Here is a 25,137-nt window from a genome sequence, read left to right on the forward strand (position 1 = left end):
GGTTGGGGGGCGCCGGGGGGGGTGGCCCGCGGCCGGCGCTGGCGCCGCAGCCAGATCACGACCTGCCAGGGCCGCCACAAGTAGCCCAGCGGCACGGTCACGACGTGGATGAGCCGGGAGAAGGGGAACACCGCCAGCAGCAGCCAGAAGTTGAAGACGTGGAACTGGACCCAGAAGGGCAGGTCGGCGACGAGTTCGGGGCGCGGCTGGAGGGTGAGGAGGCTGTAGAGGTAGGGGGTGAACACCGCCGGGAACCAGTAGGAGCCGAAGCGGTAGGCGCCCGCGGTGATGACGCCGGTGACGATGGAGACCAGCAGGAGCAGCAGCACCACGTAGTCCATGGGGGTGGAGACCGCCCGCACGCGGGCCTCGCCCAGGCGGCGCGCCAGCAGGATCCACACGCCCACGCCCGCCCACAGCGCCAGGGCCAGGCCGGTGATCTCGAGCAGGTACAGCCGCAGGGGCACCGCGTTCCACAGCAGCAGCCCCTTGGGCAGCAGCACCGCCAGCAGGTGCCCGCCCAGGATCAGCACCAGTCCCCAGTGCATGGCGGTGGAGCCGAAGTAGAGCTTGCGCGACTCGAGCAGCTGGCTCGACTGGGCCGACACCGAGAAGGACCGCCCGCGCATGCGGATCACGCTGACCACCACCGCCAGCGCGAGCGCGACGTAGGGGAAAACCAGGAAGAGCAGGGTGTTCGAGTTCATCGGATACCTCCCTCCGGGGCCGGCTGGAGCGCCTGCAGCCTGGGCCGGGGCAACTCGCGCACCGCCTGCCGCACCGCGTCGAGCAGGTGCAGGTAGGGGTTGCCCGGCTCCATGGTCTTGAGGGTGCGGTACATGGCCTGCAGGGCGGGCTCGAGCAGCTCCGTCAGCTCGGGCAGCGGCTCGGCGGCTACTGCTAGGTAGGAGAGCACCGGGGCCAGGTGGTCGGGCAGTTCGCCGCGCAGCTCGAGGCCCAGCCCCCGCATCTCGCGGTTGAGCGCGGCCATGAAGGCCCCGCGGCGGTAGTCCTCGCCGTAGACCGCGAAGCCCACGTAGGGCGCGAAGAGCGGCGAGAGGTCGAGGGTACGGGTGTGCAGCTCCTCGCGCTCGGAGAGCTTGAGCTGCGAGACGGCCTTGAGGAAGCGCTCGAGGTGGAGCTTGGCCGGGCTGTAGGGCAGGGGCCGGGCCTGCTCCCACAGCACGCCCAGGCTGCCCTGGCGGGGGTACTCGAAGGCCAGCGCGAGGGTCTGGAGGAGGGGGTCGGGGGTCGCCTTGGCGTTCACGCGCTCACCTCACTCGCCCCGCCGGGGGGGCTGGATGTAGCCCAGGCCCACCTCGCCCTTGTGGGCCAGCGGGTCGTTGTAGAGCTCGGCGGCGGCCTCGCGGTGGTAGGGCGGGATCACGAAGCGCTCCTCGAGGGTGGGCAGGGTGGTGAGCTCGTAGATGGCCTCGGCCTCCTCCAGGCTGGTCCCGGCGGCCTCGAGCAGCGCCAGGGTCTGGGCGTCCACTTCCCCGTAGACGCTCTGGCGGCGCTTGAGGATGCGCACGGCCAGCATCTTCTTGAGGATGGGCTCGATGAGCGCGACGTTCCCGGCGGCGAACAGGTTGGCGAGGTACTCCAAGGGCAGCCGGGCCTTGTCGAGGTTGTCGAAGAGCTCGAAGTCCACGCGCTCGGGGGGCAGGTCGAGCTTGATCAGGCCGCGCTCGAGGGTGCTGACGACGGGCGAGAGCGGGGGGATGTAGAACATCATCGCCATCGTGCGGTACTCGGGGTGCAGCGGCAGCGCCAGCTTCCAGAGCTTGACGAACTTGTAGGCCGGGGAGTTCTGGGCGGCCTTGATCCAGTCGTCGTCGAGGCCGTTTTCCTTGGCGGCGGCGATCACGGCGGGGTCGAAGGGGTCGAGGATGGCCTCGCGCTGGGCCTCGACGAGCTCGGACTCCTGGGCGCTGGCGGCGGCGTAGATCCTGTCGGCGTCGTAGAGCAGCACGCCCATGTAGCGGATGCGGCCCACGCAGCTATGGGCGCAGGCCGGGGCCTGGCCGGTCTCGAGGCGCGGGAAGCAGAGGATGCACTTCTCGCTCTTGCCGCTGGCCCAGTTGTAGTAGACCTTCTTGTAGGGGCAGGCCGCCACGCACATGCGCCAGGCCTTGCACTTGTTCTCGTTGACCAGCACCACCCCGTCCTCGGCGCGCTTGTAGATGGCCCCGCTGGGGCAGGCCGCCACGCAGGAGGGGTTGAGGCAGTGGTTGCAGATGCGCGGCAGGTAGTTGAAGACCACCCGCTCGATCTCGTGCATCTGGGCCTGGATGTCGGGGTCCACGCCCTCCCAGTTGGGGTCGTTCTTGGCGTAGAGGTTGGAGCCCCCCAGGTCGTCGTCCCAGCTCGGGCCGGCCTCGATCTGGATGGGCTCGCCCGTGACCATCGAGACGGGGACGGCGGTGGGCTGGTCGTTGCCCTCGGGGGCGCTGAAGAGGTCCTGGTAGCGGAAGGTGTAGGGCTCGTAGTAGTCGTCGAGGGTGGGCAGGGCGGGGTTGAAGAACAGCCTCGACAGCCCGCGCGCCCTCGAGTGCAGGCGCAGCTCGAGCTCGCCGTTCTTCAGCTCCCAGCCGCCCTCGAAGCGATCCTGCTCCTCCCAGCCGGTGGGGTAGCCCGCGCCGGGGCGGGTCTCGACGTTGTTCCACCACATGTACTCGGTGCCCTTGCGGTCGGTCCAGAGGTTCTTGCAGGCGACCGAACAGGTGTGGCAGCCGATGCACTTGTCGAGGTGGAAGAGCATGCTCATGTGGGCTCGAACGTTCATTTGGTCTCCTTTGGAGCCGGCGGATAGCTCATGGCGGGTGGCCTGTGGCCCTTCGGCTACGGGCTATCCGCTATCGGCGTCACCACTGCGGCTCCTCGACGCGCCGCACGTAGACGAAGGTGTCGCGGTTGACCCCGGTGGGGCCCCAGTAGTTGAAGGCGTAGGTGAACTGGGCGTAGCCGCCCGACATCAGCACCGGCTTGAGGCGGGCGCGGGTGAGGGAGTTGTTCATGCCCGCGCGCTTGCCGCGCAGGGGGCTCTTGGGGATGCCCACGGTGCGCTCGGTGGCGTGGTAGACGAAGACCGCGCCCCGGGGGATGCGGGCCGAGACGACGCAGCGCTGCACGAAGACGCCGTTGTCGTTGAAGACCTCGACCCAGTCGTTGTCGGTGATGCCCATCTCCGCGGCGTCCTTGTCGTTGAGCCACACCGGGTAGCCCCCGCGCGAGAGGGTCATCATGCGGTGGTTCTCGGAGTAGGTGGAGTGGATGCTCCACTTGCCGTGGGGGGTGATGTAGTTGAGCAGCTTGCCCTGGGCCTCCGCCGCGCTCTTCTCGGTCTCCATCAGCATGGTGTGGTCGGGGCGGGGCTTGTAGGTGGGCAGGTGCTCGCCCCAGGCCAGGTAGCCCTCGTGGTCGAGGTAGAAGTGCTGCCGCCCGGTGAGGGTGCGCCAGGGGACGAGCCGCTCGACGTTGAGGGTGTAGGGGCTGTAGGCGCGCCCCTGGTTGATCAGGCCGCTCCAGGTGGGCGAGGTGAGCATGCGCCGCGGCTGGGCGACGATGTCCTTGAAGCCGATGCGCACGTCGCGCACGGGGTCGGCGAGGTCGGTGAGCTTCTGCCCGGTCTTCTTCTCCTCGTCCTTGAAGGCACGGTAGGCCAGCTCGCCGTTGGAGACGGGGTCGAGGAAGAGGATGGCCTCGGCGACCTCGCGGGCGTCCTCGAGGCTCGGCAGCACCTGCCCGTCCACCTTCCGCCCCTGGCGCCGGGCGAGCTCCTGGTAGAAGTCCTGCACGGGGATCGAGAGCCCGTGCATCCCTACCCCGTTGGCCTCCACCGCCTTGCCCAGCGTGACCATGCGCTCGTAGAGCTTGGCGTAGTCGCGCTCGACGACGCGGAACTTGGGCATGGTCTTGCCGGGGACGGCCTCCACCTCGCCCTTCTTCCAGTCCTTGTCGGCGGGCTGGGCCAGCTCGTCGGGGGTGTCGTGCTGCAGGGGCAGCATCACGACGTCCTTGACGGGCTCGGGGAAGTGGGGCTTAGCCAGCTCGCAGACCTTCTGGGCGATGGCCTTATAGATCTCCCAGTCGGGCTTCGACTCCCACGCGGGGGGCACCGCCGCCTGCATGGGGTTGATGAAGGTGTGCATGTCGGTGGTGTTGAGGTCCTCCTTCTCGTACCAGGTGGCCGCCGGGAGCACGAGGTCGGAGTACAGCGCCGAGGTGTCCATGCGGAAGTTGAGGTCAACGACCAGGTCGATCTTGCCCTCGGGGGCCTGCGGGCGGTACTTGACCTCGCTCACCCAGCCCTTGGCCTGCTCGGCGGCGATGGCCGTGGAGTGGGTGCCCAGGTAGTGGCGCATGAAGTACTCGTGGCCCTTGGCGCTGGTGCCGATGGCGTTGCCGCGCCAGATGAACCAGGTGCGCGGCCAGTTGGAGGGGGCGTCAGGGTCGTCAACGGCGAACTCGAGCTTGCCCGACTTGAGCTGTTCGACCACGTACTGCACGATCTCGGCGTCGGTCTTGGCGCCTTTGGCCTGGGCCTCGCGCACGACCTCGAGGCTCGAGCGGTTGAACTGCGGGAAGAAGGGCAGCCAGCCCTTGCGCACCGCGCGGGCCTGGTGGTCGACGGTGTGGTCGCAGAGGCGCTCCTTGTTCGGCACGCTGTCGTAGTCGCGGTAGCCGCGCTCGTAGCGCCACTGGTCGGAGTGGACGTAGTGGAAGCTGGGGGAGTTCTGCTGCCGGGGGGCCATCCCCCAGTCGCCGGCGAAGGCGATGGGGCCCCAGGAGGCCTGGTTGGCGAGCTTCTCCTGGCCCACATAGTGCGCCAGCCCGCCGCCGTTGACCCCCACGCTGCCGGTGAGCATCAAGGCCACGATCCCGGCGCGGTAGAGCAGGTTGTTGTGGTACCAGTGGTTGGCCCCGGCCCCGATGATGATGAGGTTCTTGCCCTTGGTCTTCTCGCCGTTCTCGGCCCACTCGCGCGCGAAGCGGATCACGGTGTCGCGGTGGATGCCGGTGTACTTCTCCTGCCAGGCGGGGGTGTAGAGCCCTTCCTCGTCGTCGTAGCCCTGGGGGTAGTCCCCGCCCAGGCCCCGATCCACGCCGAACTGGGCCAACAGCAGGTCGAAGACGGTGGTGACCGCCACCCGCTCGCCGTCCTTGGTCTGGACGTACTTCACGGGCACGGCGCGCCGGAGGGTCTTGCCGGTGGTGAAGTCGTCGAACTCGAGCAGCCGCACCTCGTCGGGCTGGTCGCGGAAGGAGAGCAGCGGGTCGATGGGCTCGCCGCGGGTGGGGTCCTTGAGATCTAAGTTCCACTGCCCCTTCTCGCTCTGCCAGCGGAAGCCGATGGTGCCCCCGGGCATGGCCGGCCCGCGCTGGGCGTCCCACATCAACAGCTTCCAGTCGCCGTTCTCGACGTCCTTGTAGGCCTCGAGGCGGCCCGCCCGCAGGTAGCGCCCCGGCCTGGGGCCCGCGACCTCGACCAGGAAGGGGTTGTCGGTGTAGCGCTTGAGGTAGTCGCTGAAGTAGGGCACCTGCCGCAACACGTAGCACTCCTTGAGCAGCACGTGGTTGACGGCCATCCAGAAGGCGGTGTCCTGGCCGGGGTTGGAGGGGATCCACCAGTCGGCGTACTTGGCGACCATGGAGAAGTCGGGGCTGAAGACGGTGAGCTTGGCCCCGGCGTGGCGCACCTCGGCGATGAAGTGGGTGTCCGGGGTGCGGGTCATGTTGAGGTTGGAGCCCATCACCGCGATGAAGCGGGCGTTGTACCAGTCGGCCGACTCGTGCACGTCGGTCTGCTCGCCCCAGATCTCGGGCGAGGCCGGGGGCAGGTCGCAGTACCAGTCGTAAAAGCTCATCGCCACCCCGCCCAAAAGCGTCAGGAAGCGCGAGCCGGCCGCGTAGGAGATCTGCGACATGGCGGGGATGGGGCTGAAGCCGATCACCCGGTCGGGGCCGTGCTGCTTGGTGGTGTGGACCACGCTGGCGGCGATGATCTCCAGCGCCTCCTCCCAGGCGATGCGGCGGAAGCCGCCCTTGCCCCGCGCCTTCTGGTAGCGCCGCCGCTTCTCGGGGTCGCTGACGATGCTCTTCCAGGCCTCCACGGGGTCGGCATGGCGCTCGCGGGCCTCGCGCCACAGCTCGAGCAGCGCCCCCCGCCCGTAGGGGTACTTCACCCGGATGGGGCTGTAGAGGTACCAGCTAAAGCTGATGCCGCGCTGGCAGCCGCGGGGCTCGTAGGGGGGCAGGCCGGCCTCGAGCTGCGGGTAGTCGGTGGCCTGCAGCTCCCAGGTCACGATGCCGTCCTTGACGAAGACCTCCCAACTGCACGAGCCGGTGCAGTTGACGCCGTGGGTGGTGCGCACCCGCTTGTCGTGGGCGAAGCGGTTGCGGTAGAACTCCTCCCACTTGCGCTCGGCGGGGGCTTCGATCTCCTTGAACCATTGGTTCATGCTCTCCTCCTGCGAAGGCGTTCGGCCAGGCTGGGCCTGCGGCCCATCCAGATCAGGCTCATCACCCCGAACAGCGCCAGGGCGGCGGGGACGGCGGCGTACCACATCCGCCCGCCGTAGACGGCGCTGGAGTGGCGGGCTTCCTTGCTGGCCTGGGCGAAGAAAGCGACCAGAGCGTTAATCTCGGCTTCGGTGAGGGGCCTGCCCTTGTAGGCCTCACGCATCACCGGGAAGGCGATGTTGGCGAGCACGCCCTTGATGCCCGCCTCGCCCAGCCGCACGTAGAGGTCGGTCTTGTCGAGCCCCAAGCTGCCCCCGCCCATCGGGCCGAGGTTGCCCGCGGTGTGGCAGGCCATGCAGGGCGCCCCGCCGTTGGCGAAGGCCTTTTGCCCGGTGAAGAAGGCCCGGCCCAAGGCGGCCTGCGCCGCGTCGGGCGCCGGGGCTGTGGCGGGTTGGGGCGCGGGGACGGGGGCCGGAGCCGCGGGCTCGGCCTGGGCGGTTCCCCCGGCCAGGCCCTTGAGGTAAGCCGCGATGGCCTTGGCGTCGGCCTCCGAGACCTGGGCCATGGCGGGCATGGCGCCGTTGTAGGTCTGCCCGGCGACCTCGAGCGGCCCGCTGAGCCCCTGCCGGATCACCTTGACCACGTAGGCCTCGTCGGCCATGCGGGGGTTGTTGGTGAGGGGGGGGAAAGCTCCGGGGATGCCCTGGGCCTCGGCCCCGTGGCACCCCGCGCAGTTGGTCTGGTAGAGGCTTTTGCCGTCCTGGGCCAGTGCCAGGCCCAGCAGCGCCGCCGCTACCGTGAGCAAGATTCGCTTCATGCCGACCTCCGATGGGTGTCCTGGTGGTTCTCCAGCCAGGACAAAAGTTCCTCGAGCTCCCCGAAGGGGTGCTCCACCCCGGTGCGGGTGTCCTTGACGCGCCCGGCCCAGCTTCCTTCGCCGTCGGGCCACAGCAGCACCAGGAAGACCGACGCCTGGGCCGGTGGAAGGTTCCGCGGGGTTTTGGTCGGGTCCATGCGCACCTCCAGGCCCTCGATCACCTCGCACGACGCAGGAAAGAACAGGCGTCCGGGGTCCATGGCCCTAGCCTCCTCCCCCGCCCTTACGGCGGGCTTACACACGAGGGACATTCGACCCACTCGAGCGCCGCACGAAAACGCCCTCGAGGCGGGCTCGAGGGCGAACGGGCAAAACGAGTTGTGCGGGTTCTACGTCCGGGTGAGCGTCATTTTGCTTAGGGGCTCGAGGCCTAACAACCGAGCTCAGCGACGGCCTCGGCGGCGGTGGAGCGCACCATGCGTTCACGAACACCCGCGACGCTCAAACGGACAGCGGAGAGGCCGTCTGCTACAGCGCTCTGGTTAGGTGGCGTCATCGTGTCATCTGGAAATACCGAAGAAGAAGTTCTCGACTGCCCTTGGAGATTAAAGAGCGAATCCAACACTGCCTTCGGAAGCTCTCGACTCTGAGATGCCCAATTCTCCGCTTGGCGAAGAACCTCAAGCCCAAGAATGTAAAGTGAGGCAGCAGGCTCGCGATCAATGCTCCGAGCACCTTGCAAGCTATCGGCAACAGTGCGGATCACGGAAACAAGCCGTGCGACTCTCGCCGGCTCGAGGTCTCTGCCCATGCGAGTAGCAACAACCAACCCTGATTCTCTAAGGGCTTCGGCCTTGATAAGTGCAAGTGCATCAGTGTGCGACATAGCTGCCTAACGCTCCGGTTCAGCGGCGGTCCACTACAACCGGTTATTAACGGGCTTTTCATCCCTCGGCAAAGAGCCCAATTTGCGTTCCATTCTTCGAGATACTTGTGTGCGGCAATAGATCTTGTATGAATGTCGCGGGCACATTGCTGAGTTCCCGTGGCTCCAGCTTGTGTAACCCGCCCCCGTAAACTCGACCCTCACCAAGAAGCATGTTTGGGGGGAGTTCGTTGAGAGCGCTCCAGATCCTTCGGAGAAGACTAGAGTCGCGGTCCAGCTCACTTGCCAAGACGCGCGTCGGGTACAGCGCCAAATACACGTTCGCAACTGTGGCGCGCGAACCGTTCAAGATGAAACGGAAGGGCTTGGCCGTCCTGGCGTCGCTACGTCCGAGGTACGTACAGACAATGGGGGCCGGGGGGCGGTCCTCCTGGCTGTACCAGGGAGACCGGTGCTTGCAGAGATAACGTTCGTGAATTCCCTTGGCTTTGCCCTCATCAAGGTAGGCGGCGAGGGCGGGAAAGCGCCTTCGGATTTCGTCCTCAGTGAGCTTAGTGTTGAGAAGGAAGAGACGGCGCTCGATGTCGGGAGTGCCGTCTTTGCGCGCCTTAACTTCGTCCTGTTGCAGGTAGCGCGGGCTTGGGAGGATCGGCGTGAAGACCTCCATCGGCAGGCCTCGTGCAACGATTTCATCCTCGGCAAGGATGAAGTAGCTGTTATCGCCCGTAGCAAGGCCGCGCTTTACCTGGAATAAGTCGGAAAGCCTCAAGATAACGTTTCGGACGCGCACGTCCGAGGCAGGGAATCGCGTCCACTTCGGCTCGTACGCGAGGACACGCGCCGGGACGTACCGCGTGACGCGGGGCTCGGAAAGCGTGCCGCCAAAGGTGAACTTCACTTCGTGGTTAGGCGGCGGCGGGGCGTTCTTGAACCAGACGACGGCTGAGGAAACGAGCGCGTCGGCGAATTGCACGTTGTTCGGGTCAAAGCGGTGAATGTGCAGGAGCGTCACCCGATCGAGCAAATACTGCTTCACAGCCTTTCCATAGTTCACATCCATGAATTCGCTTGGGATAAGCCACCCGGCGATGCAGCCTTGAGCCATCCATCCATGGGAGAGACCGAGGAAGTAGCAATAGAGGCCAGCAAGTCCGCTAAGCTTCATACCGCTTGCCTGTTGCGTGAGGAATTGCAGGCGCGCCTTGTCGCCGTTCTGCAGGTGATGATGCCGCACATATGGCGGATTGCAGATGACCAGATTGAAGGACGGTGAGGGTTCTTCGCGGGTGAAGTCGGTGAGCTTGATCGTGAGGTCAGAATCCGACCAGAGGGCGGAGGCCGGTTTCTCGTAGAGCGGGTCGATCTCGAAACCGAGGGCTTTGCCGATTCGCTTCTTGGGGAACACCTTCCGGAGGGCAGAGTAGAAAGAGCCAGTGCCAATGGCCGGATCAAGAAACCGCACCTTTTCGCCCTTGGGGAGAAGCGTAGCAGCGTACTTGAGAATATCCAAGGCGAGCGCGGGCGGTGTAGCGAACTGGCCGAGGCGGTTACGCTCGGCCTGTGTTTTCTGCGCGTCGATCTCCGATTGAAGCGCAAGGCGTTGCTTCTCGACACTGTCGATCGTTTTCGCCATGGTCATATTCCGAACAGCAAGAGGTCGTCGATGCGGTGTTCCCATACCCAGTCGATGCCCTCGGCGGCCTCATAGCCGAGGTACCCGCTATCGAAGTAGCCGCACAGGAAAAGGTTGAATTGGACCTTAGCGCCGTAGGTAGCCCGAAGCTGCGCCATTTTTACGGCCTCCTCTTTGCGGCGTTTGTTGGTGTTGGTGAAGTCTCCCGCGGATTTCGCCTCAAAGAAGATCGGGAAGGCCCCAGGCTTAGCGGTTCTCGGCTGGATCACGACGTCAACGGGAATGTTGACGCTCCGGACGCCACCCTCAAGCTTCACGGGAACGTTCATCCGAAAGCTGAAGGTTCCAGGCGGCATGGCGTTGAACTGCGTGCCGTCACCGGCGGGAAGGTGCTTGTAGCCACGCGTTTCTAGCCACGCCTTGATCGCGGCGAGCTGCCGCTTTTCCTGGGCGTTGCGGATTATGGGGTTTACGACAGCTCCGCAAAGCCTGTCCGCGACGATGGTTGCGGCACGATGGATTTCGGCCTCGGTCGGCGGCTCCTTGCGGCCAAGCCAGACAAAGATGTCTGGGTCGGCCATTTTCTCAATGATGGCCGCAATCTTGGCCAGCCCCGCGTCAACCAAGTGCATCGGCATTCGGGGCGGGAGCCGCTTATCGAGTTCCATGCTCTTCACAAGATTATTCGAGACAGCAGCGAGGCCGATGAGCCGATCCACGGCAAGCGGCGGACAGGTGGACATGCGGAGCGTCGGGAGGATTTCCGGATGCTTCCGAAGGGTAGCTGGCTTGATGTCCGTCATGTTACTGGTAGAGTGAAGGGCGGCCTCAACGTGCTTGGTCGTCTGGATGCGGGTGTCTCGGAAGGCCTCCGGCGCGAACCTCATGAACCAGTCGTTGTACATGTCGACTGATTGCGCGATGTCAGCTTTCCATTTGTCCGGCTTGTCTCGATTTACTGCCATTCGCTACGTGATCTCCGTTTTCCCGCTAGCTATTAGTTATGCCATAGTTGCAGCATAACTTCCCCTCTAGAGCGTAGTATACCCACTGTCCAATACCGTGAATCACCAATACCAGTCCTTCCATCTATTCAGCATCACCCTCTAAAGCAAAACTGATAGCCCGTTGCCTTTAGCGCCTTGGAGTTCTGCGCTATTTAGAAAAATTATAAACTTGCCCATCTGGTCTCAGCAAGCGACGCTCGAGGCCCACCACAAACACCCTTAAGCTCCAGCAGGCGTGAGGACAAATGACCTGCCGGAGTTCCCTAGTCTCTACTTACAGATGAACCGGGTGCGCTGGCAGCTCGACAAGGAGGGCCGGGTCACGGCCTGGAGCCCCGATGCTGCCGCGTTCTTCCACCTCCCCGCCGAGGAGGCGCTGGGCCGGCCCTGCGGCGAGGTGGTGGCGGGCACCGACCGCTTCGGCCGCCCGCTGTGCGTGCGCTGCCCGGTGCAGCGCGAGATCAAGCGCGGCGCGTACCAGGCCAGCACCCCCGTCTGCCGGGGGGGTAAGCGCCTGACCTGCCAGGGGTACGCCGGCGCCGGGATTCAGGTCGAGCTCAAGCCGGAGAACCAGGCCGACCCCTCCGGGGTACTGGCCTCGCTGTCGTGGGCGGTGCGCAAGCTCGCGGCCGAGCCGGGCAGCTTCTTCCAGACCTTGCAGGTCTTCCTGGGCAGCCTGCGGCGGGCGCTGGGCATGGAGGCGGCCGAGCTCTTCCTGGCCGACCCCCAGGAGCACTACCTGGTGCTCACCGCCTACGACGGCGTGCACCGCGAGGCCTTCCTCGAGAAGGCCTGGTTCGCCTGGGGCGAGGGCTTCCCGGGGCTGGTGAGCCTGCTGCACCACCCCCTGCTCACCCACGACCTCCCCTCCGACGCCCGCTACCTGCGGCAGAAGGTCAAGAAGCTGGGCTACAAGACCTACGTGTGCTACCCCCTCGAGCTCCCCCACGGCCTCATCGGGGTGCTCAACCTCGCCAGCCGCGACCCCGACGCCGACGACGAGGCGCTGCTCGAGCAGCTCACCCTGGTCGGGCCCATGCTCGCGGCCTCGCTCTACACCGTGCTCACCCGGCTGGGCGAGGCGGGGCTGCGCTCGGTGGCCGGCGCCCTGCACGCGCAGTCCAGGGGGCAGGGGATCGAGGCCTTCCTCGAGCAGAGCGCCCGGCTCAGCGGGGCCTCGTGCGTGCGGCTGCTGCTGGCCGACGGCGAGACCTACCGCCACGGCAAGGGCAACCCCCCGGCCTGCGCCCGCGCCGAGCACTGCGAGGTGTGGCAGGGCCAGATCCTGGGCGTGCGGGGCGGGGTGGCGGCCTGCCCCCACGTGAGCGGGGGCCAGCCCCGGCAGTGCCTGCCGCTGTGGTCGGGGCCCAGGGTGGTCGGGCTCCAGCAGCTCTTCTTCACCCGCCTCCCCCCGGTCGCCAGCCAGGCGGTGGCCCCGGTGCTGTGGCTCGAGCGGCTGGGCGCCGAGGTGCTGTGGCCCGACCACCACGCCGGCAGCCCTGCGCGGGAGCACTGGCTCGAGCTGCGCACCTTCGGCGGCCTTCAGGTGCGGCGCGAGGGCCAGGTGCTGCCGCCTAAGGCCTTCGGCCGCCGCCAGGCCCTCACCCTGCTCAAGCTGCTGCTGGCCCACCGCGGCCAGACCCTCGCCCGCGACGAGCTGTGCGAGCGGCTGTGGCCCGGCGAGGGGCTCGAGGCCACCCAGGCCCGCCTGCACGTGCTCGTCCACGACCTGCGGCAGGCCTTGGAGCCCGACCCCGCCCAGCCCCGGCTCATCCTGCGCGAGGGCGAGGGCTACCGCTTCGCCCCGCAGGTGCCCTACTTCCTCGACGTCGAGCGCTTCGAGCAGCTCATCCACCAGGGCGACGGCCTGGGGGGCAGCGCCGCGCTCGAGGCCTACCGCCAGGCCCTGCTGCTGTACAAGGGCGACTTCCTCTGCGACGAGCCTTACGCCGACTGGGCCGAGCTCGAGCGGGCCTATCTGCGCGAGCGGGCGGTGGGGGCCCTGCTGCGCGGCGCCGAGATCGCGCGGGCGCTGGGCCAGCCCCGCGAGGCGCTGGAGGCCTACCGCTTCGTGCTCAAGCTCGACCCCTGGCGCGAGGAGGCCTACCGCGCCCTGATGCAGCAGCTCGTGGAGTCGGGGCAGAAGCTGGAGGCCAAAAGCCTCTTCAGCCAGTACCAGACCCGCATGGAGCGCGAGGGCTTGCCCATCGACCCCGACCTTGCCAGACTGGTACAACCGGCATGACCCAAAGCCCCCTGACCCAGCAGATCCTCGCCCAAAGCCCCCTCTTCCGCGACCTCGGCACGCCTGAGCTCGAGGCCCTGGCCGCCGTGGCGGCCCTGCGCCCCTTGCGCAAGGGCGAGACGCTGTTCCTCGAGGGCGACCCCGCCCATACGCTGTTCATCGTCGCCGAGGGCCTGGTCAAGGTCTACAAGATGGACCCCCAGGGGCGGCGCCAGATGGTGCTGCACCTCGACGGCCCCTACCACGCGGTGGCCGCGGTGGCGGTCTTCCTGGAGAAGCCCCGCTACCCCGCCTCGGCCGAGGCCCTGGAGGACAGCCTGCTGCTGGCCCTGCCCACCGAGGCCTTCCACCGGCTGCTCGAGACCCACCCCGCCCTCGCCCGCGCCCTCATCCGCTTCCTGGCCCGCCGCCAGGGGCAGCTCGTGCACCTGCTCGACCGGCTGGTCTTCCACGAGGTCTCGGCGCGGCTGGCGGAGTACCTGCTGGGGCGGCTGGAGGCCGAGGGGCAGGGCTTCCGCCTGCCCACCAACCCCGAGCTCGCCGCGCTGCTGGGCACGGTGCCCGAGGCGGTGAGCCGCAAGCTGGGCGAGCTGTTCCGCCAGGGCCTGATCCGGCTCGCCGAGCGCCGGGTGTGGATCGACGACCCCGCCGCCCTGCGCGAGGTCGCCGAAGCCTGAGCGGGCCGGTTTTTAGCCTTTGGGTGCGGCGTAGGCCAGCTTGCCCGCGTTGCCCATGATCTCCATCCCCTCCGCGACGGTGAAGAGGTGGGTGGTCCTCACCGCCCGCAGGTGCCCGGCCAGCGCGGCGGTGATCGCGGCGACGGTGGCCGTGCGGGCGTCGGGGAGCTCGTAGAGGATGAAGCCGTCGTACTCGCCCCACATGTAGTACAGCCCCAACAGCCGGCCGCCCAGTTCCTCCACCAGCCCCCGGATGGGGACGCTGCGGTCTTCGGGGTTGCGGGCGAGCTTGCGCCAGGCGTCGGCGGTGTAGGCGAACTGCGTCATGTACGTGGGCATGATCGTCTCCTTTCTCGAGACGGCTCGAGGGCGTTTATCGAGGTTTGCTGTGGTTTTGCCGCCTCTTTCAGCGGCAAAACCGGCTATGGGACAACGGTTTCACTCGCATATATCGGCCAGCTACTCCGCAAACTGCTCTCAGACCTTGACGAGCACCTCGTACTGCTCGCGGGTGGGTGGGCCCGCGAGCACCTGGGCGAACAGCGCGATGGAGCGCTGGTAGACCCCGCTGGTGTCGATGGCCCGGGCGTCGTCCTCGCTCTCCCACAGCGTCATTACCACGCCCTTGCCGCTGGCGCGGTCGCCGACCATGTACGCGCCGACGAAGCCTTTCTGCTGCCTGAGGATGGGGACTACCGACTCGTTCCAGATCCGGGTGGCCTCGTCGGTCTTGCCCGGCTGGGTCTGGGAAGTGATGATCCGCGCGTACATGATCCCTCCCTTGAACGAACAGCTTCGGGCACAGTCGCCGTGCCCAGCCACGCACCCGGGACGGCGACCGGGGGTCGCCTCGAGGGCTCGTCTTTCACGGGGTCAATCGCACCGCCTGGCCCAGCCCAATGGAATCTCCCTCATTTCCCCAGCAATACGCCCGCTGACTGCGGTCGCGCCGAATGGCTACCCGCGAATGCACGGCACCGGCCTTTGACTTGCTCCTTGAGTATAGTACCGCCGCCCCGGCGGAGGGGCGAATTTTCCCAGGAAGGGAGGGCACAGCCCCGCGGCGTCACCCGTGCGTCGGCAGGCGTACCTGGAACACGGTCCGGCCCGGCTCGGAGGCGACGGAGATGTGCCCCTTGTGCTTATGCACGAGGTTGAAGCGCTCGTTCAACCGTCTCCTCAAGCGTGACTTCTCGTGTGTCCCACGGTACGGTGAGCATTTTACCACACCCCCGCCGCCCACCAGCAAAGACACGAATGCGTCCGGGCCCGGACGCATGTCTTCGGGTCGCTGCTACGTCCGCCAAAGGCGGGCGTAGGGGAGTCCATGTAGCGCAGACGAGCATGCCGCCTGAGTACCGGCATCCGAGCCCCGGGGCCCGCGAGCAGCCTTGACCCAGGTCATGGCCCGCACCCCGGCGGCGGGGGTGCAATGAGGCCATGACCGCGACCTACCGCTACCTCCCCGACCTCCACCAGGAAGCCGCCGTCCAGCCGGACGGCATCTTGAGCCGCGTGCTGCACAACGAGGGCGGCGTCCGCACGGTGATCTTCGCCTTCGACGCCGGCCAGGAGCTCACCGAGCACACCGCCAGCAGGCCCGCCACCCTCCAGGTGCTCTCCGGCGCGGGCACCCTCAGGCTGGGGCCGGACACCCTCGAGGCCCGCCCCGGCACCTGGGCCTACATGCCCGCCGGGCTGGTCCACGCCATCCGGGCCGAAAGTCCCCTCACCCTGCTGCTAACCTTGTTGCCCAAGGAGACCCCGGCATGACCGTCCAGCCCCAACCCCGCGTGAAAGTCCCGCTCAAGACCATCGCCCTTCCCAACGAGCACGGCGGCTGGGGGTTCACGCTCGAGCCCGTCCTGCTGGGGCTGCTCGTCGCCCCCACGCTCGCCGGGCTGGGGCTGGGCGTCTTCGCGCTGGCGGCCTTCTTCACCCGCCACCCGCTCAAGCTCTGGCTCGCCGACGTGCGCAAGGGCAAGCGCTTCCCCCGCACGCCCGTCGCCGGCCGCTTCGCCCTGGCCTACGCCACCGTCGGGGCGCTGGGCCTGCTCCTGGCCTTCGGGAGGGCCGAGGGGCCCTTCTACTGGCCCCTGCTCGCCGCGCTCCCGCTCATCGCCGTGCAGCTCTGGTTCGACGCGCACAACAAGGGCCGCAACCTGCTGCCCGAGGTGGCCGGGGCCGCCGCGATGGGCTCGGTGGCCGCGGGCATCGGGCTGGCGGGGGGCTTAGAGCCTCCGCTAGCACTCGGCCTATGGCTGGTGCTGGCCGCGCGCTCCTACGCCGCCATCCACTACGCCCGCACCCAGGTGATGCGGGCTCGAGGGCTCGCCGTCCCCTTCCGCCCCGCCTACCTGGCCCAGCTCATCGCCGTCGGCGGGCTGCTGCTGGGGGCCGCCGCCGGCTGGGTCCCCTGGCTGGGCGTGCTGGCGGTGGGGCTGCTGCTGCCCTTCTCGGCCTACACCTTCGCCCGGCCCCCGGTGCCCGCCAAAGTGGTGGGCTGGAGCCAGATGGCCTTCGGGCTGCTGGTGGTGGTGCTCACGGCGCTGGGCGTGCGGGTGTAGGTGATGAACGCCGATAGCCCATAGCTGATAGCCGATAGCCGGACGCCGGGCGCGGGTCGTGCGTCGTGCGTCGTGCGTCGTACGCCGTACGCGAAACGCAAGACGCGGGACGCCTTGGCCCTCGACGCCGACGGCTTACCGCCGTCGGCGAGGGGTGTCTTTTTCACCACGAGCCCCTCTAAATAAGCCGTTTCGCGAAGGCTAAGAAAGGCTCAAGAACAGGCTAAGGAACGCTCAAGAACCGCGCTCGAGAATTTCCCTACTTGTCCCGGCGCTCCCCTTCTAGGCTGCCGGGGTGATGACTTTGTACCGACTTGGTGTGTTGACCCTGCTGAGCTCCCTGCTCCTCCTGACCGCCTGCACCACCGCCCCGCCCCAGGCCCCGGCCGGGCCGCACTGGCAGGGCCCTAACCTGCTGCGAAACCCCTCCTTCGAGGCGCTGGGCCCTGGCGGCTACCCGGCCGAGTGGGAGGAGCGCGAGGGCGCTAGGGCCGACCGGGGCGCCGCCCGCGCGGGCGAGGTCGCGCTCAAGGTCAGCGGGCCCACCGCCGAGGTCTACACCACGCAGAGCCTCGAGCTCCAGCCCCACACCCCCTACCTGCTGCACGGCTGGGTCCGGGCCCGCAACCTCACGGCGGGCGAGGTGCGGCTGCGCTGGGCCCCGGCCTCGGGCGGCTCCTCCGACACCCAGCCCCTGCGCTCCGGCGGCGACTGGCGCGAGGTCTGGAGCGTGTTCACCACCGAGGCCGACGGGCGCGGGCGGGTGGACGTGCTGTGGGACGGGCTCAACCCGGGCGCCGAGGTCTGGATCGACGACCTCTACCTGGGCGTAGCCCCTTCGGCCTCGCTCGAGATCTACCCCCAGGCCCGCAGCGTGCGCGGACAGGGCGGCGAGGTCGAGGTCGCGGTGCGGCTGCTCGACGCCTCGGGCCAGACCGCCACCGAGGCGCAGGACGCGGTGCGCTTCAGCCTCGAGGGCCCCGGCCGCCTGCTCGGGCCCAACCCGGCCCCCGCCCAGGACGGCTGGGCCTACGTCACCTACCGCAGCGACGGGGGGAGCGGGCCGGTGACGGTCCGGGCCGAGGTGCAGGGCCTGCCCCCCGTCGCCGCCACCCTCCAGCGCACCGCCCGGGGCACCGAGTTCGGCTTCCCGCTGGGCCTCTTCGAGGACGCCAACATGACCCACGGCTACGACGAGATGAAGCGCTGGGCGGCCGAGCTCAAGGCCAGGGGCTTCGACTCGGTGATGCTCATCAACGCCAACGTGGCCGAGCGCGCCGACGACGACGGGCTGCGCGCCACCGACGAGGCGGGCCTCGAGGTCTACTTCAACCCCGGCGACGACCTCAACCGCGACTGGTGGCCCGACGACGTCGCCCCCGACCCCGCCCTCGCCCGCCGCATCGCCCAGGAGATGGTGCAGCGGCTCTCGAGCCACCCCAGCCTGGGCGGCTACTACGTCGCCGACGAGCCCTTCCTCAAGGACCTGCCCAAGGTCGCGCCGCTGCACAAAGCCTTCCAGGACGCCGACTTCGACCGCCCCACGATGTCGGTGCTCATCGGGCGCGGGCGGGCCGAGCTGGCCTACCAGCAGACCCGCCCCGACGTGATGCTGCTCGACGTCTACCCGGTGGGCTACGCCAACGCGGTGGGCGACTTCACCCTCACCGGCTTCGGCTACAGCGACCTCGACTTCGTGAGCTACCTGCGCGCGCTCACCAAGGACAAGCCCCGCGGCGTGCCGCTGTGGCTGATCCTGCAGACCCACTCCTTCGAGGACCAGCTCCGCGAGCCCACGCCCGCGGAGGTGCGGGCGCAGAACTGGCTGGCGGTGGGCGAGGGGGCCAAGGGCATCTTCTGGTTCATCTACAGCTCGCAGCAGGGCTGGAACGGCCTGAAGGACAACCCCGCCCTCTACGACGAGGTGAGCCGCCAGACCCGGCGGGTGGCCGCGCTGCGCGGGGTGCTGAAGGAGCTCTTCAAAGCCCCCGACCGCTTCGAGGTGAGCGGGGCCGACGTGCCCTACGCCAGCAGCCTGCAGCACCGCGACGGGCGGCACTTCGTGGTGGTGGTCAACCGCGACTGCCGGAGCGCCCGCCGCCTGGCGGTGCGCTCCGGCGAGATCCGGGGCCGGCTCAAGGACCTCGAGACCGGCCAGGTCTACGCGCAAGGAACGGCGCTCGAGTACGCCCCCGGCGACGGGCGGGTGTTCGAGCTGGTGCAGTGAGGACAAGGGAGGAACAAAGCGTATGAAGCGAAGCTGGCTCATCTGGAGCAGCGTGGCCTTGCTGGGCCTGTTGGCGGCCTGCCAGCAGGCCGGGCAGCCGCAGCCGGTCGTACCCGTACCCCGCCAGCCGGGGCAGGGCGTGCCCCGCGTGGACCCCGACTATGGCCTGAGCGTGGCCGACTGGTGGGCCCGCCACCCCCTCAACCCCGACGCCAGGGGCGGCATCCCCGTCGGCGGCGTCGCGCCCTTCGCCAACGTGGTCACCCTGCGCCCCGGCGACGACGTCCAGGCCGTGATCGACAAGTACCAGGACCAGGGCGTGACCATCCGCCTCGAGCCCGGCACCTACTACTGGCCCCTCGTCCACACCCACCCCACCGACCCCACCGCCCGCTTCAGCGTGGTCACGCGCGGCTACAGCAACATCCAGCTCGTCGCCGACGAGCCCGGCACCGTGGTGGTGAAGGGCCGCATCCTCATCAGCGGCATCCAGTTCGCCATGCCCAAGGGCTCCAAAGACCCCGAGGTGCGCACCTACGACGAGTCCTCGCTGTGCAAGGCCAGCTACTACCACCCCCACCACGAGGAGTGCCTGCAGGTGCTGCGCGACCTCCCCGGCAACGTCTACATCAAGAACATCACCTTCGACGGGGACGGCGAGTTCATCGCCCCGCTGGTCAACGTGCGCTCCGCGCGCGACGTGGTGCTCGACAACGTGACCTTCCGCAACCACACCATCGACCCCGACTCCCACCACGCCGGGCAGCTCGAGGCCGCCAGCGCCGTCAACAACGTCTGGGTACGCGGCGGGCGCTTCCTCGAGGCCGCCCCCGGCGCCCCCTACTCCATCGCCACCTACATGGACGGCCTGCACGGCGGCGGGGTCATCTACTCCGACATGGCCGGCACCAAGAGCACCTCCAACCTCTTCCTCACCAACGACGACTTCACCGAAGACACCGACCTCCCCCGCGACGGCGTCCAGCCCGACGAGTACCGCAACGGCCGCTACCTGGTGCTCGCCTACAACACCTACCCCAGCATCCACACCGCCATCGCCATGACCGCCGCCGACAGCCTGGTCGAGGCCAACGAGGTCCCCGGCCTCGTCAACCACTTCGTCGCCGTCAACCCCATGTGCTCCCGGCGCTTCCCCGAGGAGGTGGGCCATTACCCCCAGCTAAGGCACCTCATCCGCGGCAACGCCATCGCCGAGCTCGACGACGTCGTGACCCTCGAGGCCGTCACCGACACCTTCAAAGTCTGCCTCCCCACCGCCGGCCTCGGCCAGGTGCGCGTCGAGAACAACCGCTTAGGCCGCCTGCGCGAGACGCCGGTACGCATCCTGCTCCCCAGCCAGGAAGAGCTCGAGCGCGCCGGGCTTTCGTACACCCAGAGCCAGGTCGAGGGGGTGATCGCGAAGCCGAACGAGTTGCGGAACAACTGTGTGGGGGGGAGTTGTCAATAGTCAATAGTCAATAGTCGATAGCCGATAGCCGATAGCCGTGGGGGCGCAAGGCCTCGCGTCCCTACAGGATTAATCCTCCTCTTGCCTCATGCCCGCCCCGCAGGCCAACTACAGCCCCACTTCCCCGTGGAAGGGCGCTCATGCCGTGCCGCCCCCCGGCCGGGGTGTGCGGCCCGCGCGGGAGGGGGTGACGGGGGTGGCGCAGACGGGCATGCCGCCGGGTCAAGGTGCGGCCCGCACCCCCGCATACGCGGGCGCCGAGGGCCGGCGGCATGTCTGCGAGGGGGTGGCCGTAGGCCATACCGGCTCTGCCGGTGACCTGGAGTCCCTCGGGGGTCGCCAGGGGGAGGTGATGTGGAATCGCCTCCCCCTACGACCCCCGACGGCGGAGCGGGGGTCACCAAATCAAAGCACCACAACACGCCGGATCTCGTAGACCCCATCAGCCACGCGGGTCGGCGGAGCGGCCCCCTCCAAACCACCCCACCGCAAACAACCCCTCCCCGCTGGCAGGGAGGGGAAAAACGAGCTCGAGGCTCAGGAAGACGCCTGCTGGCGGCGTTTGCGCTCCTCGGCCATCTGGAACAGGCGCTCTTTGGTGAAGACCCGCCGGCTCATGGCGTAGGCGAACACCGCCACCGCCCCGGCCTGCAGCAGCCCGCTCGCGGCCAGCGCTGGGCGCAGCTCGGCGTTGCCGGTGTAGAGCATCAGGGGCTCGAGCACCAGCCGCAGCAGCAGCCCGGCGTTGAGCAGCACGTAGGTCAGGCCCTCGAGGCCCTCCTGGCGGATCTGGCCGGGGCGCGGCATCATCCAGTAGGCCACGCCCATCACCATCGAGAGGAAGAAGCCCACCAGCCCGGCGTGGACGTGGGTGGTCTTGAGGTAGCCCACCAGCGCGGGCCAGAGGTAGAAGGCCGAGCCGGTGAGGGCGGTGTAGAGCAGGTAGAACAGGCTCGAGCGCACGAACAGGAATTGCCAGAACGACACGGGGGCTCCTCAGGGTTCAGGCACGGCTGCGGCGGAAGTGCTCGCGGTTGAGCCGGGCGTACTCGGCCCAGGCTTCGGGGAGGTCTTCCTCGAGGAAGACGGCCCCGCTGGGGCAGGCCTCCTGGCACAGGCCGCACTCGACGCAGCGGTCGGGGTCGATGTACATCTGCGGGTCGGGGTAGCCGCCGCCGATGGCCTCCGCCGGGCAGACCGCGTAGCAGGCCGCGCAGCGCTGGCGGCGGCAGGGCTCGGCGATCACGTAGGCCACGGCTCAGCCCTCCCGGCGGTGCACGTTGGGCCCGCTCGAGAGGGAGCGGTTTTTCCCGATGTAGCTCTCCCACTGCCCGGGCAGGTCCTCCTCGGGGTAGATGGCCGAGACCGGGCACACCGGCACGCAGGCCCCGCAGTCGATGCACTCGTCGGGGTGGATGTAAAGCTGCTCACCCCCGTCGTAGATGCACTCCACCGGGCAGACCTCCTGGCAACTGCGGTCCTTCACGCCGATGCACGGCTCGGCGATCACGTGGGGCATGGCTCAGCCCCCTTTCTCGATCAGCAGCTCGACCTGGCCCGGGCCGAGCTCGCGCAGGGCGTAGGGGTGGCCGTCCTGCTCCAGCCGCGCCAGCAGGTGCACCGGGCGGCGCACGTGGTGCACGAGCAGCCGCTGGCCGGGCTCGAGGCGGGCCAGGGCCTCCAGCACCCGCATCATGGGCAGGGGGGGCTCGAGGTTGGCCTCGACGCTGACCTCGGCGGCGTAGCCGGCCCAGTCGGCCTCGCCGAGCGGGCGCGGGCCACGGGGCGCGCCGGGCGGCCCTGCCCGGCGCAGGAAGTGGACCCGGTAGTGCTCGGGGCCGGCCTGCTCGCACCAGGCGCTGAAGCCGTTGCGCTCCATCACCCGGTACAGCGGCAGCGGCTCGAAAGGGGCCTCCAGGCACAGGCGCTCTCCCGGGGCCACCTCACGGGCGGCGGCCATGATGGCCCCGAAGGGCTCGCCCCCGGCGGCCAGGATGGGCCGCACGTCCAGGCGGAAGCCCAGCGGCGCCCCCAGCCACCCGGGGGGCGGGGTACCCAGCCTCGACCCCGCGTCCGCCGGAGGCCCTTCCGTCACCGGCGTCTCCACGCCCAGCGCCCGGTTGAGCCGCTCGACGAGCGCGGCGGGCTCGAGCCCCCCGATCCGCGCGGCCTGGGCCAGGGTCACCAGCCGGGGCATGGTGCGGCGCAGCAGGGGGTTCTTGAGCTTGGCGAAGGCCGGGCTGGCCTCGATGAGCACCTCCAGCAGCTCGGGGTGCTCGTCGAGCAGTTGGCTTACCCGCATCTCGGGGCGGATCACGGCCTTCAGCCTCGCTTGCCGATCCTCACCCGCCAGACCTCGGGGCCCTGCTCGAGGTACTCCCAGGCGAAGCGCCCGCCGCGCTCGGCGCTGAACTGGTAGTACAGCGGCTTGGGGTCGTGGTCGTTGACGAGCTCGAAGGCCTGGCCGGGCTCGAGGCCGTCGAAGAGGTTGAAGATGGTGGGGTGGCGCTCACGGGGGGCGATGGTGCGGACGTCCAGGGTTTTCATGCTTGCCTCCTTCACGTCCCCACTCTCGCCCAAGCCCCGCCCCCGCGCGATGACTTGAGTCAAACCCGCCGGGCCGCTACCGGGCGGCGAAGGTCTTGAGCAGGTGCTCGCGGGCGGCCTGGATGATGCGGTCGCTCAGCCCGCGGTCGGCCACCGCGCGGGCCATGAGCACCGCGCCGACCATCCCCGCGGCCAGGGCGACGGCCTGCTGCCGGCGCTCCTCGGGCGGCAGCTCGGCCGGCAGCGCCCGCTCGAGCGCCCCCAAAAAGCCCTCGACCGACTCGGTGAAGGCCTGGCGCACCCGGGGCGAGGGGTGGTGGGCCACCTCGCCCCCCAGGGCCGGGATCACGCAGCCGGCCTCGGGGTGGTCGCGGTGGACGCGGCTCACGTAGCGCCGGATCACCGCGTGCAGCGTGCCCTCGGGGGCCTCCTCGGCCGAACGGAAGAAGGCCTCGAGGGTCTCCTCCAGCCCCCGGCGGCAGGCCTCGGCCACCAGCGCGTCCTTGCTCTCGAAGTGGGCGTAGAAGCCGCCGTGGGTCAGGCCCGTCCGCTTCATCACCTCGGGCACCGTCACCCCCTCGAGGCCGTGCTGGCGGAAGGCGCCGGTGGCGCACTCCAGGATCTTCTCCCGCACCCTGGCCTTGTGTTCCTTCGAATAGGGCATCTCACCTCCTTCAGGGCCCGCCCATGAAGCGGGCCACCTGTGCGATCACGCTCTCGTCCTTCAGGATAGCCCGGTGGCCCAGCCCGGTGGTGGGGTAAAGCCGCGCGGCGGGGATGGCCCCCCGCAGGGCCTCGGCGTGGGCGTAGGGAACGACGTCGTCCCCGCGGTCGTGCACCAGCAACACCCCCACCCGCTCGGGAAAGCGCAGCCGGTCGAGGCTGAAGGACTCCATCGGCCGGCCGAAGCGCTCGTGGAAGGCCGCCAGCAGCTCGGCCGTGGCCTCGGGCGAGAAGCCCAAAGCCCGGGCGAAGCCGCGCACCGGGTCGGTGACGCGGGCCGGCGACCCCAGCGCCGCCACCTTGTGCAAGGCGGCGCCGGCGTGGGCCAGGTGCCACAGCGCGGCCCCGCCGCCCAGCGAGTGCCCGATCAGGCCCACCACCGGGGGGAAGTAGCTCGAGAGCGCCTCGACGGCGCCCGCGAAGTCGGCCATGCTGGCCTGCCGCCCCCCCGAGCGCCCGTGGGCGGGGGCGTCGAAGGCCAACACCCGGTAGCCCTGCCGCAGCAGGGGCTCCACGAAGCCCCCCATGCGCCCGGCGTGGCTCTCCCAGCCGTGCACCAGCAGCACCGCCGGCGCTCCCGCGGGCCCCCAGGCATACACCTGCACCTCGACGGCCTCCCCTTCGGGCCGCAGGAAGACCCGCTGCTGGTAGGGCACGCGCAGGACGGTGGCCCGCGTGAAGGCTTCCGGGTAGGTGGCTTCGCCCCGGCGGGCCGGGGTGAGGAAGAGGTCCACGGCTTGGGGGATGGTCAGGTCTGCGGTCACGGCGTCGGGCATACGAACCTCCTGGTTCGGGTCGTTCAGGCCACCGGGCGTCGTCCCGCCCCTCTATTTATGATGACCATAATATTATGGTCATCATAAATAGCCCCTTTGTCAAGGGGCATGGCGCAAAAGCGGCAGGCGCGGCGAACCGCCGCGCCTGCCCGTCAGCTACCGGCGCCTCTAGTGGCCGCCCGAGTTGGTCACGGGGGTCTGGGTGTGGAAGATGCTGGCGTCTTCCTTGCCCTCGACCATCAGGTGCCCGACCAGGCCGCGGGCCGCGCGGGAGAGGGCGTGGTCGACGAGCATGTACTTGCCGGGGTAGTCGAGCTTCATCTCGACGATGGAGGCGCTGCCGGGGCCGGTGATGGCGCTCTGGGTGCCGGTGAGGGGGCTGCTGAGGGAGGCCTGGTCGTAGACGGTGTCGAAGACCTCGCCGATGACGTGGAAGGTGGAGATCACGTTGGGGCCGCCGACGCCGAAGAAGAGCCGGACCGTCTCGCCCACCTTGGCCTTCAGGGGGTAGTCCTCGGTGAGGGCGGTGGTGGAGCCGTTGAAGACGAAGTACTCGGGGCGCTCGTCGAGGAGTTTCTGCATGTCGAGGCTCTGGCGGCCGGGGGTGTTGTAGGGGGCGGCGGTGTACATCTCGCCCTGCATCACGTAGAACTCGCGGTCCACCTTGGGCAGCCCGCCCTCGGGCTCGACGAGCATCAGGCCGTACTGCCCGTTGGTGATGTGCTGGGCGGCCAGGGGGGTGGCGCAGTGGTAGACGAAGAGGCCGGGGGCCAGCGCCTTGAAGCTGAAGACCTTGGTCTCGCCGGGGGCCGCCTGCGTCACCGCGCCGCCGCCGCCGGGTCCGGTGGCCGAGTGGAAGTCGACGGAGTGGTACATGCTGTTCTTGGCGTTGTTGGTGAAGGTCACCTCGACCGTGTCGCCCACCCGGACGCGGACGAAGGGGCCGGGCACCTTGCCGCCGAAGGTGTAGTAGGTGTAGCTCACGCCGGGGGCCAGCTCGGCCTCGACCTCGAGCGCCTCGATGTTGACCTTGACCAGTTGCGGCGCGCGCTTGCCGATGGGGGCGGGGACGTCGGTGGGGTCGTAGGCGATCTTGGGCAGG

At 68.8% G+C, this 25,137-nt stretch carries 24 protein-coding genes; 6 read left to right on the forward strand and 18 right to left on the reverse strand.

Annotation, left to right across the window (positions count from 1 at the left end; translation table 11 throughout):
* From narI to Mterra_RS05780, 8 genes are all read right to left on the reverse strand, one after another.
* Positions 1 to 707: respiratory nitrate reductase subunit gamma (gene narI, locus Mterra_RS05745; RefSeq protein ID WP_119314308.1), on the reverse strand; the 707-nt coding region annotated here is incomplete at its 3' end.
* Positions 704 to 1,267, reverse strand: coding sequence for a nitrate reductase molybdenum cofactor assembly chaperone (locus Mterra_RS05750; RefSeq protein WP_119314309.1), 564 nt, complete (start codon positions 1,265 to 1,267; stop codon positions 704 to 706). The genes Mterra_RS05750 and narI, both read right to left, overlap by 4 nt.
* Positions 1,268 to 1,276: 9 nt before the next feature.
* Positions 1,277 to 2,785 (reverse strand): nitrate reductase subunit beta, encoded by a 1,509-nt coding sequence (narH, locus tag Mterra_RS05755; protein WP_119314310.1) that lies wholly within the window; start codon positions 2,783 to 2,785, stop codon positions 1,277 to 1,279.
* Between the two features lie 79 nt (positions 2,786 to 2,864).
* Entirely contained in the window at positions 2,865 to 6,461 is a 3,597-nt protein-coding gene (locus Mterra_RS05760) for a nitrate reductase subunit alpha (protein ID WP_119314311.1), read from the reverse strand.
* Complete coding sequence (locus Mterra_RS05765) at positions 6,458 to 7,279, reverse strand: c-type cytochrome (protein WP_119314312.1); 822 nt, start codon at positions 7,277 to 7,279, stop codon at positions 6,458 to 6,460. The genes Mterra_RS05760 and Mterra_RS05765 overlap by 4 nt, the downstream gene beginning before the upstream one ends.
* A complete protein-coding gene (locus Mterra_RS05770; protein ID WP_245971541.1) occupies positions 7,276 to 7,539 on the reverse strand; it encodes a hypothetical protein in 264 nt (87 codons plus the stop codon). Before Mterra_RS05770 ends, Mterra_RS05765 begins: the two co-directional genes overlap by 4 nt.
* A 684-nt stretch (positions 7,540 to 8,223) precedes the next feature.
* A complete protein-coding gene (locus Mterra_RS05775; protein WP_119314313.1) occupies positions 8,224 to 9,798 on the reverse strand; it encodes an Eco57I restriction-modification methylase domain-containing protein in 1,575 nt (524 codons plus the stop codon).
* A 2-nt stretch (positions 9,799 to 9,800) separates the two neighbouring features.
* A complete protein-coding gene (locus Mterra_RS05780; RefSeq protein ID WP_218022883.1) occupies positions 9,801 to 10,703 on the reverse strand; it encodes a XamI family restriction endonuclease in 903 nt (300 codons plus the stop codon).
* A gap of 382 nt (positions 10,704 to 11,085) precedes the next feature.
* Between Mterra_RS05780 and Mterra_RS05785 the strand changes: the two genes are divergently transcribed.
* Together Mterra_RS05785 and Mterra_RS05790 are read left to right on the forward strand one after the other, a co-directional pair.
* Positions 11,086 to 13,050, forward strand: coding sequence for a BTAD domain-containing putative transcriptional regulator (locus Mterra_RS05785; RefSeq protein ID WP_119314315.1), 1,965 nt, complete (start codon positions 11,086 to 11,088; stop codon positions 13,048 to 13,050).
* Positions 13,047 to 13,727, forward strand: a complete 681-nt coding sequence (locus Mterra_RS05790) for a Crp/Fnr family transcriptional regulator (RefSeq protein ID WP_119314316.1) — start codon at positions 13,047 to 13,049, stop codon at positions 13,725 to 13,727. Before Mterra_RS05785 ends, Mterra_RS05790 begins: the two co-directional genes overlap by 4 nt.
* A 12-nt stretch (positions 13,728 to 13,739) precedes the next feature.
* On the opposite strand, the gene Mterra_RS05795 is transcribed toward Mterra_RS05790, so the two are convergent.
* Together Mterra_RS05795 and Mterra_RS05800 are read right to left on the reverse strand one after the other, a co-directional pair.
* Positions 13,740 to 14,066, reverse strand: coding sequence for a GYD domain-containing protein (locus Mterra_RS05795; RefSeq protein ID WP_119314317.1), 327 nt, complete (start codon positions 14,064 to 14,066; stop codon positions 13,740 to 13,742).
* Between the two features lie 138 nt (positions 14,067 to 14,204).
* The gene (locus Mterra_RS05800; RefSeq protein ID WP_119314318.1) at positions 14,205 to 14,498 is read right to left on the reverse strand and encodes an antibiotic biosynthesis monooxygenase family protein; all 294 of its coding nucleotides are present in this window, start codon (positions 14,496 to 14,498) and stop codon (positions 14,205 to 14,207) included.
* 669 nt (positions 14,499 to 15,167) lie between these two features.
* Between Mterra_RS05800 and Mterra_RS05805 the strand changes: the two genes are divergently transcribed.
* From Mterra_RS05805 to Mterra_RS05820, 4 genes are all read left to right on the forward strand, one after another.
* Positions 15,168 to 15,500: a cupin domain-containing protein gene (locus Mterra_RS05805; protein WP_119314319.1), complete on the forward strand. Its 333-nt coding sequence runs from the start codon at positions 15,168 to 15,170 to the stop codon at positions 15,498 to 15,500.
* On the forward strand, positions 15,497 to 16,294 hold the full coding sequence (locus Mterra_RS05810) for a YwiC-like family protein (protein WP_119314320.1): 798 nt from the start codon (positions 15,497 to 15,499) through the stop codon (positions 16,292 to 16,294). Before Mterra_RS05805 ends, Mterra_RS05810 begins: the two co-directional genes overlap by 4 nt.
* Positions 16,295 to 16,592: 298 nt before the next feature.
* Positions 16,593 to 18,521: a hypothetical protein gene (locus Mterra_RS05815; protein ID WP_147372567.1), complete on the forward strand. Its 1,929-nt coding sequence runs from the start codon at positions 16,593 to 16,595 to the stop codon at positions 18,519 to 18,521.
* A 22-nt stretch (positions 18,522 to 18,543) separates the two neighbouring features.
* Positions 18,544 to 19,989, forward strand: a complete 1,446-nt coding sequence (locus tag Mterra_RS05820) for a VOC family protein (RefSeq protein WP_119314322.1) — start codon at positions 18,544 to 18,546, stop codon at positions 19,987 to 19,989.
* Positions 19,990 to 20,526: 537 nt separating this feature from the next.
* Here the strand turns inward: Mterra_RS05820 and Mterra_RS05825 are convergent.
* From Mterra_RS05825 to nirK, 8 genes are all read right to left on the reverse strand, one after another.
* Positions 20,527 to 20,976 carry a hypothetical protein gene (locus Mterra_RS05825; RefSeq protein WP_119314323.1) on the reverse strand — a complete coding sequence of 150 codons (450 nt, stop codon included), beginning with the start codon at positions 20,974 to 20,976 and terminating at the stop codon, positions 20,527 to 20,529.
* Positions 20,977 to 20,992: 16 nt separating this feature from the next.
* The gene (locus Mterra_RS05830; protein WP_119314324.1) at positions 20,993 to 21,244 is read right to left on the reverse strand and encodes an indolepyruvate ferredoxin oxidoreductase subunit alpha; all 252 of its coding nucleotides are present in this window, start codon (positions 21,242 to 21,244) and stop codon (positions 20,993 to 20,995) included.
* A gap of 3 nt (positions 21,245 to 21,247) precedes the next feature.
* The gene (locus Mterra_RS05835; RefSeq protein WP_119314325.1) at positions 21,248 to 21,508 is read right to left on the reverse strand and encodes an indolepyruvate ferredoxin oxidoreductase subunit alpha; all 261 of its coding nucleotides are present in this window, start codon (positions 21,506 to 21,508) and stop codon (positions 21,248 to 21,250) included.
* Positions 21,509 to 21,511: 3 nt separating this feature from the next.
* Positions 21,512 to 22,291: a DUF2249 domain-containing protein gene (locus Mterra_RS05840; RefSeq protein ID WP_119314330.1), complete on the reverse strand. Its 780-nt coding sequence runs from the start codon at positions 22,289 to 22,291 to the stop codon at positions 21,512 to 21,514.
* A 20-nt stretch (positions 22,292 to 22,311) separates the two neighbouring features.
* Entirely contained in the window at positions 22,312 to 22,536 is a 225-nt protein-coding gene (locus Mterra_RS05845; RefSeq protein ID WP_119314329.1) for a DUF2249 domain-containing protein, read from the reverse strand.
* 76 nt (positions 22,537 to 22,612) lie between these two features.
* Positions 22,613 to 23,200, reverse strand: coding sequence for a TetR/AcrR family transcriptional regulator (locus Mterra_RS23405; RefSeq protein WP_119314326.1), 588 nt, complete (start codon positions 23,198 to 23,200; stop codon positions 22,613 to 22,615).
* A 10-nt stretch (positions 23,201 to 23,210) separates the two neighbouring features.
* Entirely contained in the window at positions 23,211 to 24,035 is an 825-nt protein-coding gene (locus Mterra_RS05855) for an alpha/beta hydrolase (protein ID WP_119314327.1), read from the reverse strand.
* A 168-nt stretch (positions 24,036 to 24,203) separates the two neighbouring features.
* On the reverse strand, positions 24,204 to 25,137 hold a 934-nt coding region (gene nirK / locus Mterra_RS05860; protein WP_119314328.1), incomplete at its 5' end, for a copper-containing nitrite reductase.

The organism is Calidithermus terrae, assembly GCF_003574345.1.
Classification (GTDB): Bacteria; Deinococcota; Deinococci; order Deinococcales; family Thermaceae; genus Calidithermus; species Calidithermus chliarophilus.

What these genes read in the sequence shown, in the direction of transcription:
- Mterra_RS05855 (WP_119314327.1), bottom strand. Translation starts at nt 24,035, where the DNA reads ATGCCCGACGCCGTGACCGCAGACCTGACCATCCCCCAAGCCGTGGAC.
- Mterra_RS05785 (WP_119314315.1), top strand. Translation starts at nt 11,086, where the DNA reads ATGAACCGGGTGCGCTGGCAGCTCGACAAGGAGGGCCGGGTCACGGCC.
- Mterra_RS23405 (WP_119314326.1), bottom strand. Translation starts at nt 23,200, where the DNA reads ATGCCCTATTCGAAGGAACACAAGGCCAGGGTGCGGGAGAAGATCCTG.
- Mterra_RS05805 (WP_119314319.1), top strand. Translation starts at nt 15,168, where the DNA reads ATGACCGCGACCTACCGCTACCTCCCCGACCTCCACCAGGAAGCCGCC.
- Mterra_RS05780 (WP_218022883.1), bottom strand. Translation starts at nt 10,703, where the DNA reads ATGTACAACGACTGGTTCATGAGGTTCGCGCCGGAGGCCTTCCGAGAC.
- Mterra_RS05760 (WP_119314311.1), bottom strand. Translation starts at nt 6,461, where the DNA reads ATGAACCAATGGTTCAAGGAGATCGAAGCCCCCGCCGAGCGCAAGTGG.
- Mterra_RS05775 (WP_119314313.1), bottom strand. Translation starts at nt 9,798, where the DNA reads ATGGCGAAAACGATCGACAGTGTCGAGAAGCAACGCCTTGCGCTTCAA.
- Mterra_RS05790 (WP_119314316.1), top strand. Translation starts at nt 13,047, where the DNA reads ATGACCCAAAGCCCCCTGACCCAGCAGATCCTCGCCCAAAGCCCCCTC.
- Mterra_RS05770 (WP_245971541.1), bottom strand. Translation starts at nt 7,539, where the DNA reads ATGGACCCCGGACGCCTGTTCTTTCCTGCGTCGTGCGAGGTGATCGAG.
- Mterra_RS05765 (WP_119314312.1), bottom strand. Translation starts at nt 7,279, where the DNA reads ATGAAGCGAATCTTGCTCACGGTAGCGGCGGCGCTGCTGGGCCTGGCA.
- narH (WP_119314310.1), bottom strand. Translation starts at nt 2,785, where the DNA reads ATGAACGTTCGAGCCCACATGAGCATGCTCTTCCACCTCGACAAGTGC.
- Mterra_RS05795 (WP_119314317.1), bottom strand. Translation starts at nt 14,066, where the DNA reads ATGCCCACGTACATGACGCAGTTCGCCTACACCGCCGACGCCTGGCGC.
- Mterra_RS05800 (WP_119314318.1), bottom strand. Translation starts at nt 14,498, where the DNA reads ATGTACGCGCGGATCATCACTTCCCAGACCCAGCCGGGCAAGACCGAC.
- Mterra_RS05845 (WP_119314329.1), bottom strand. Translation starts at nt 22,536, where the DNA reads ATGAAAACCCTGGACGTCCGCACCATCGCCCCCCGTGAGCGCCACCCC.
- Mterra_RS05810 (WP_119314320.1), top strand. Translation starts at nt 15,497, where the DNA reads ATGACCGTCCAGCCCCAACCCCGCGTGAAAGTCCCGCTCAAGACCATC.
- Mterra_RS05820 (WP_119314322.1), top strand. Translation starts at nt 18,544, where the DNA reads ATGAAGCGAAGCTGGCTCATCTGGAGCAGCGTGGCCTTGCTGGGCCTG.
- Mterra_RS05815 (WP_147372567.1), top strand. Translation starts at nt 16,593, where the DNA reads ATGACTTTGTACCGACTTGGTGTGTTGACCCTGCTGAGCTCCCTGCTC.
- Mterra_RS05840 (WP_119314330.1), bottom strand. Translation starts at nt 22,291, where the DNA reads ATGCGGGTAAGCCAACTGCTCGACGAGCACCCCGAGCTGCTGGAGGTG.
- Mterra_RS05835 (WP_119314325.1), bottom strand. Translation starts at nt 21,508, where the DNA reads ATGCCCCACGTGATCGCCGAGCCGTGCATCGGCGTGAAGGACCGCAGT.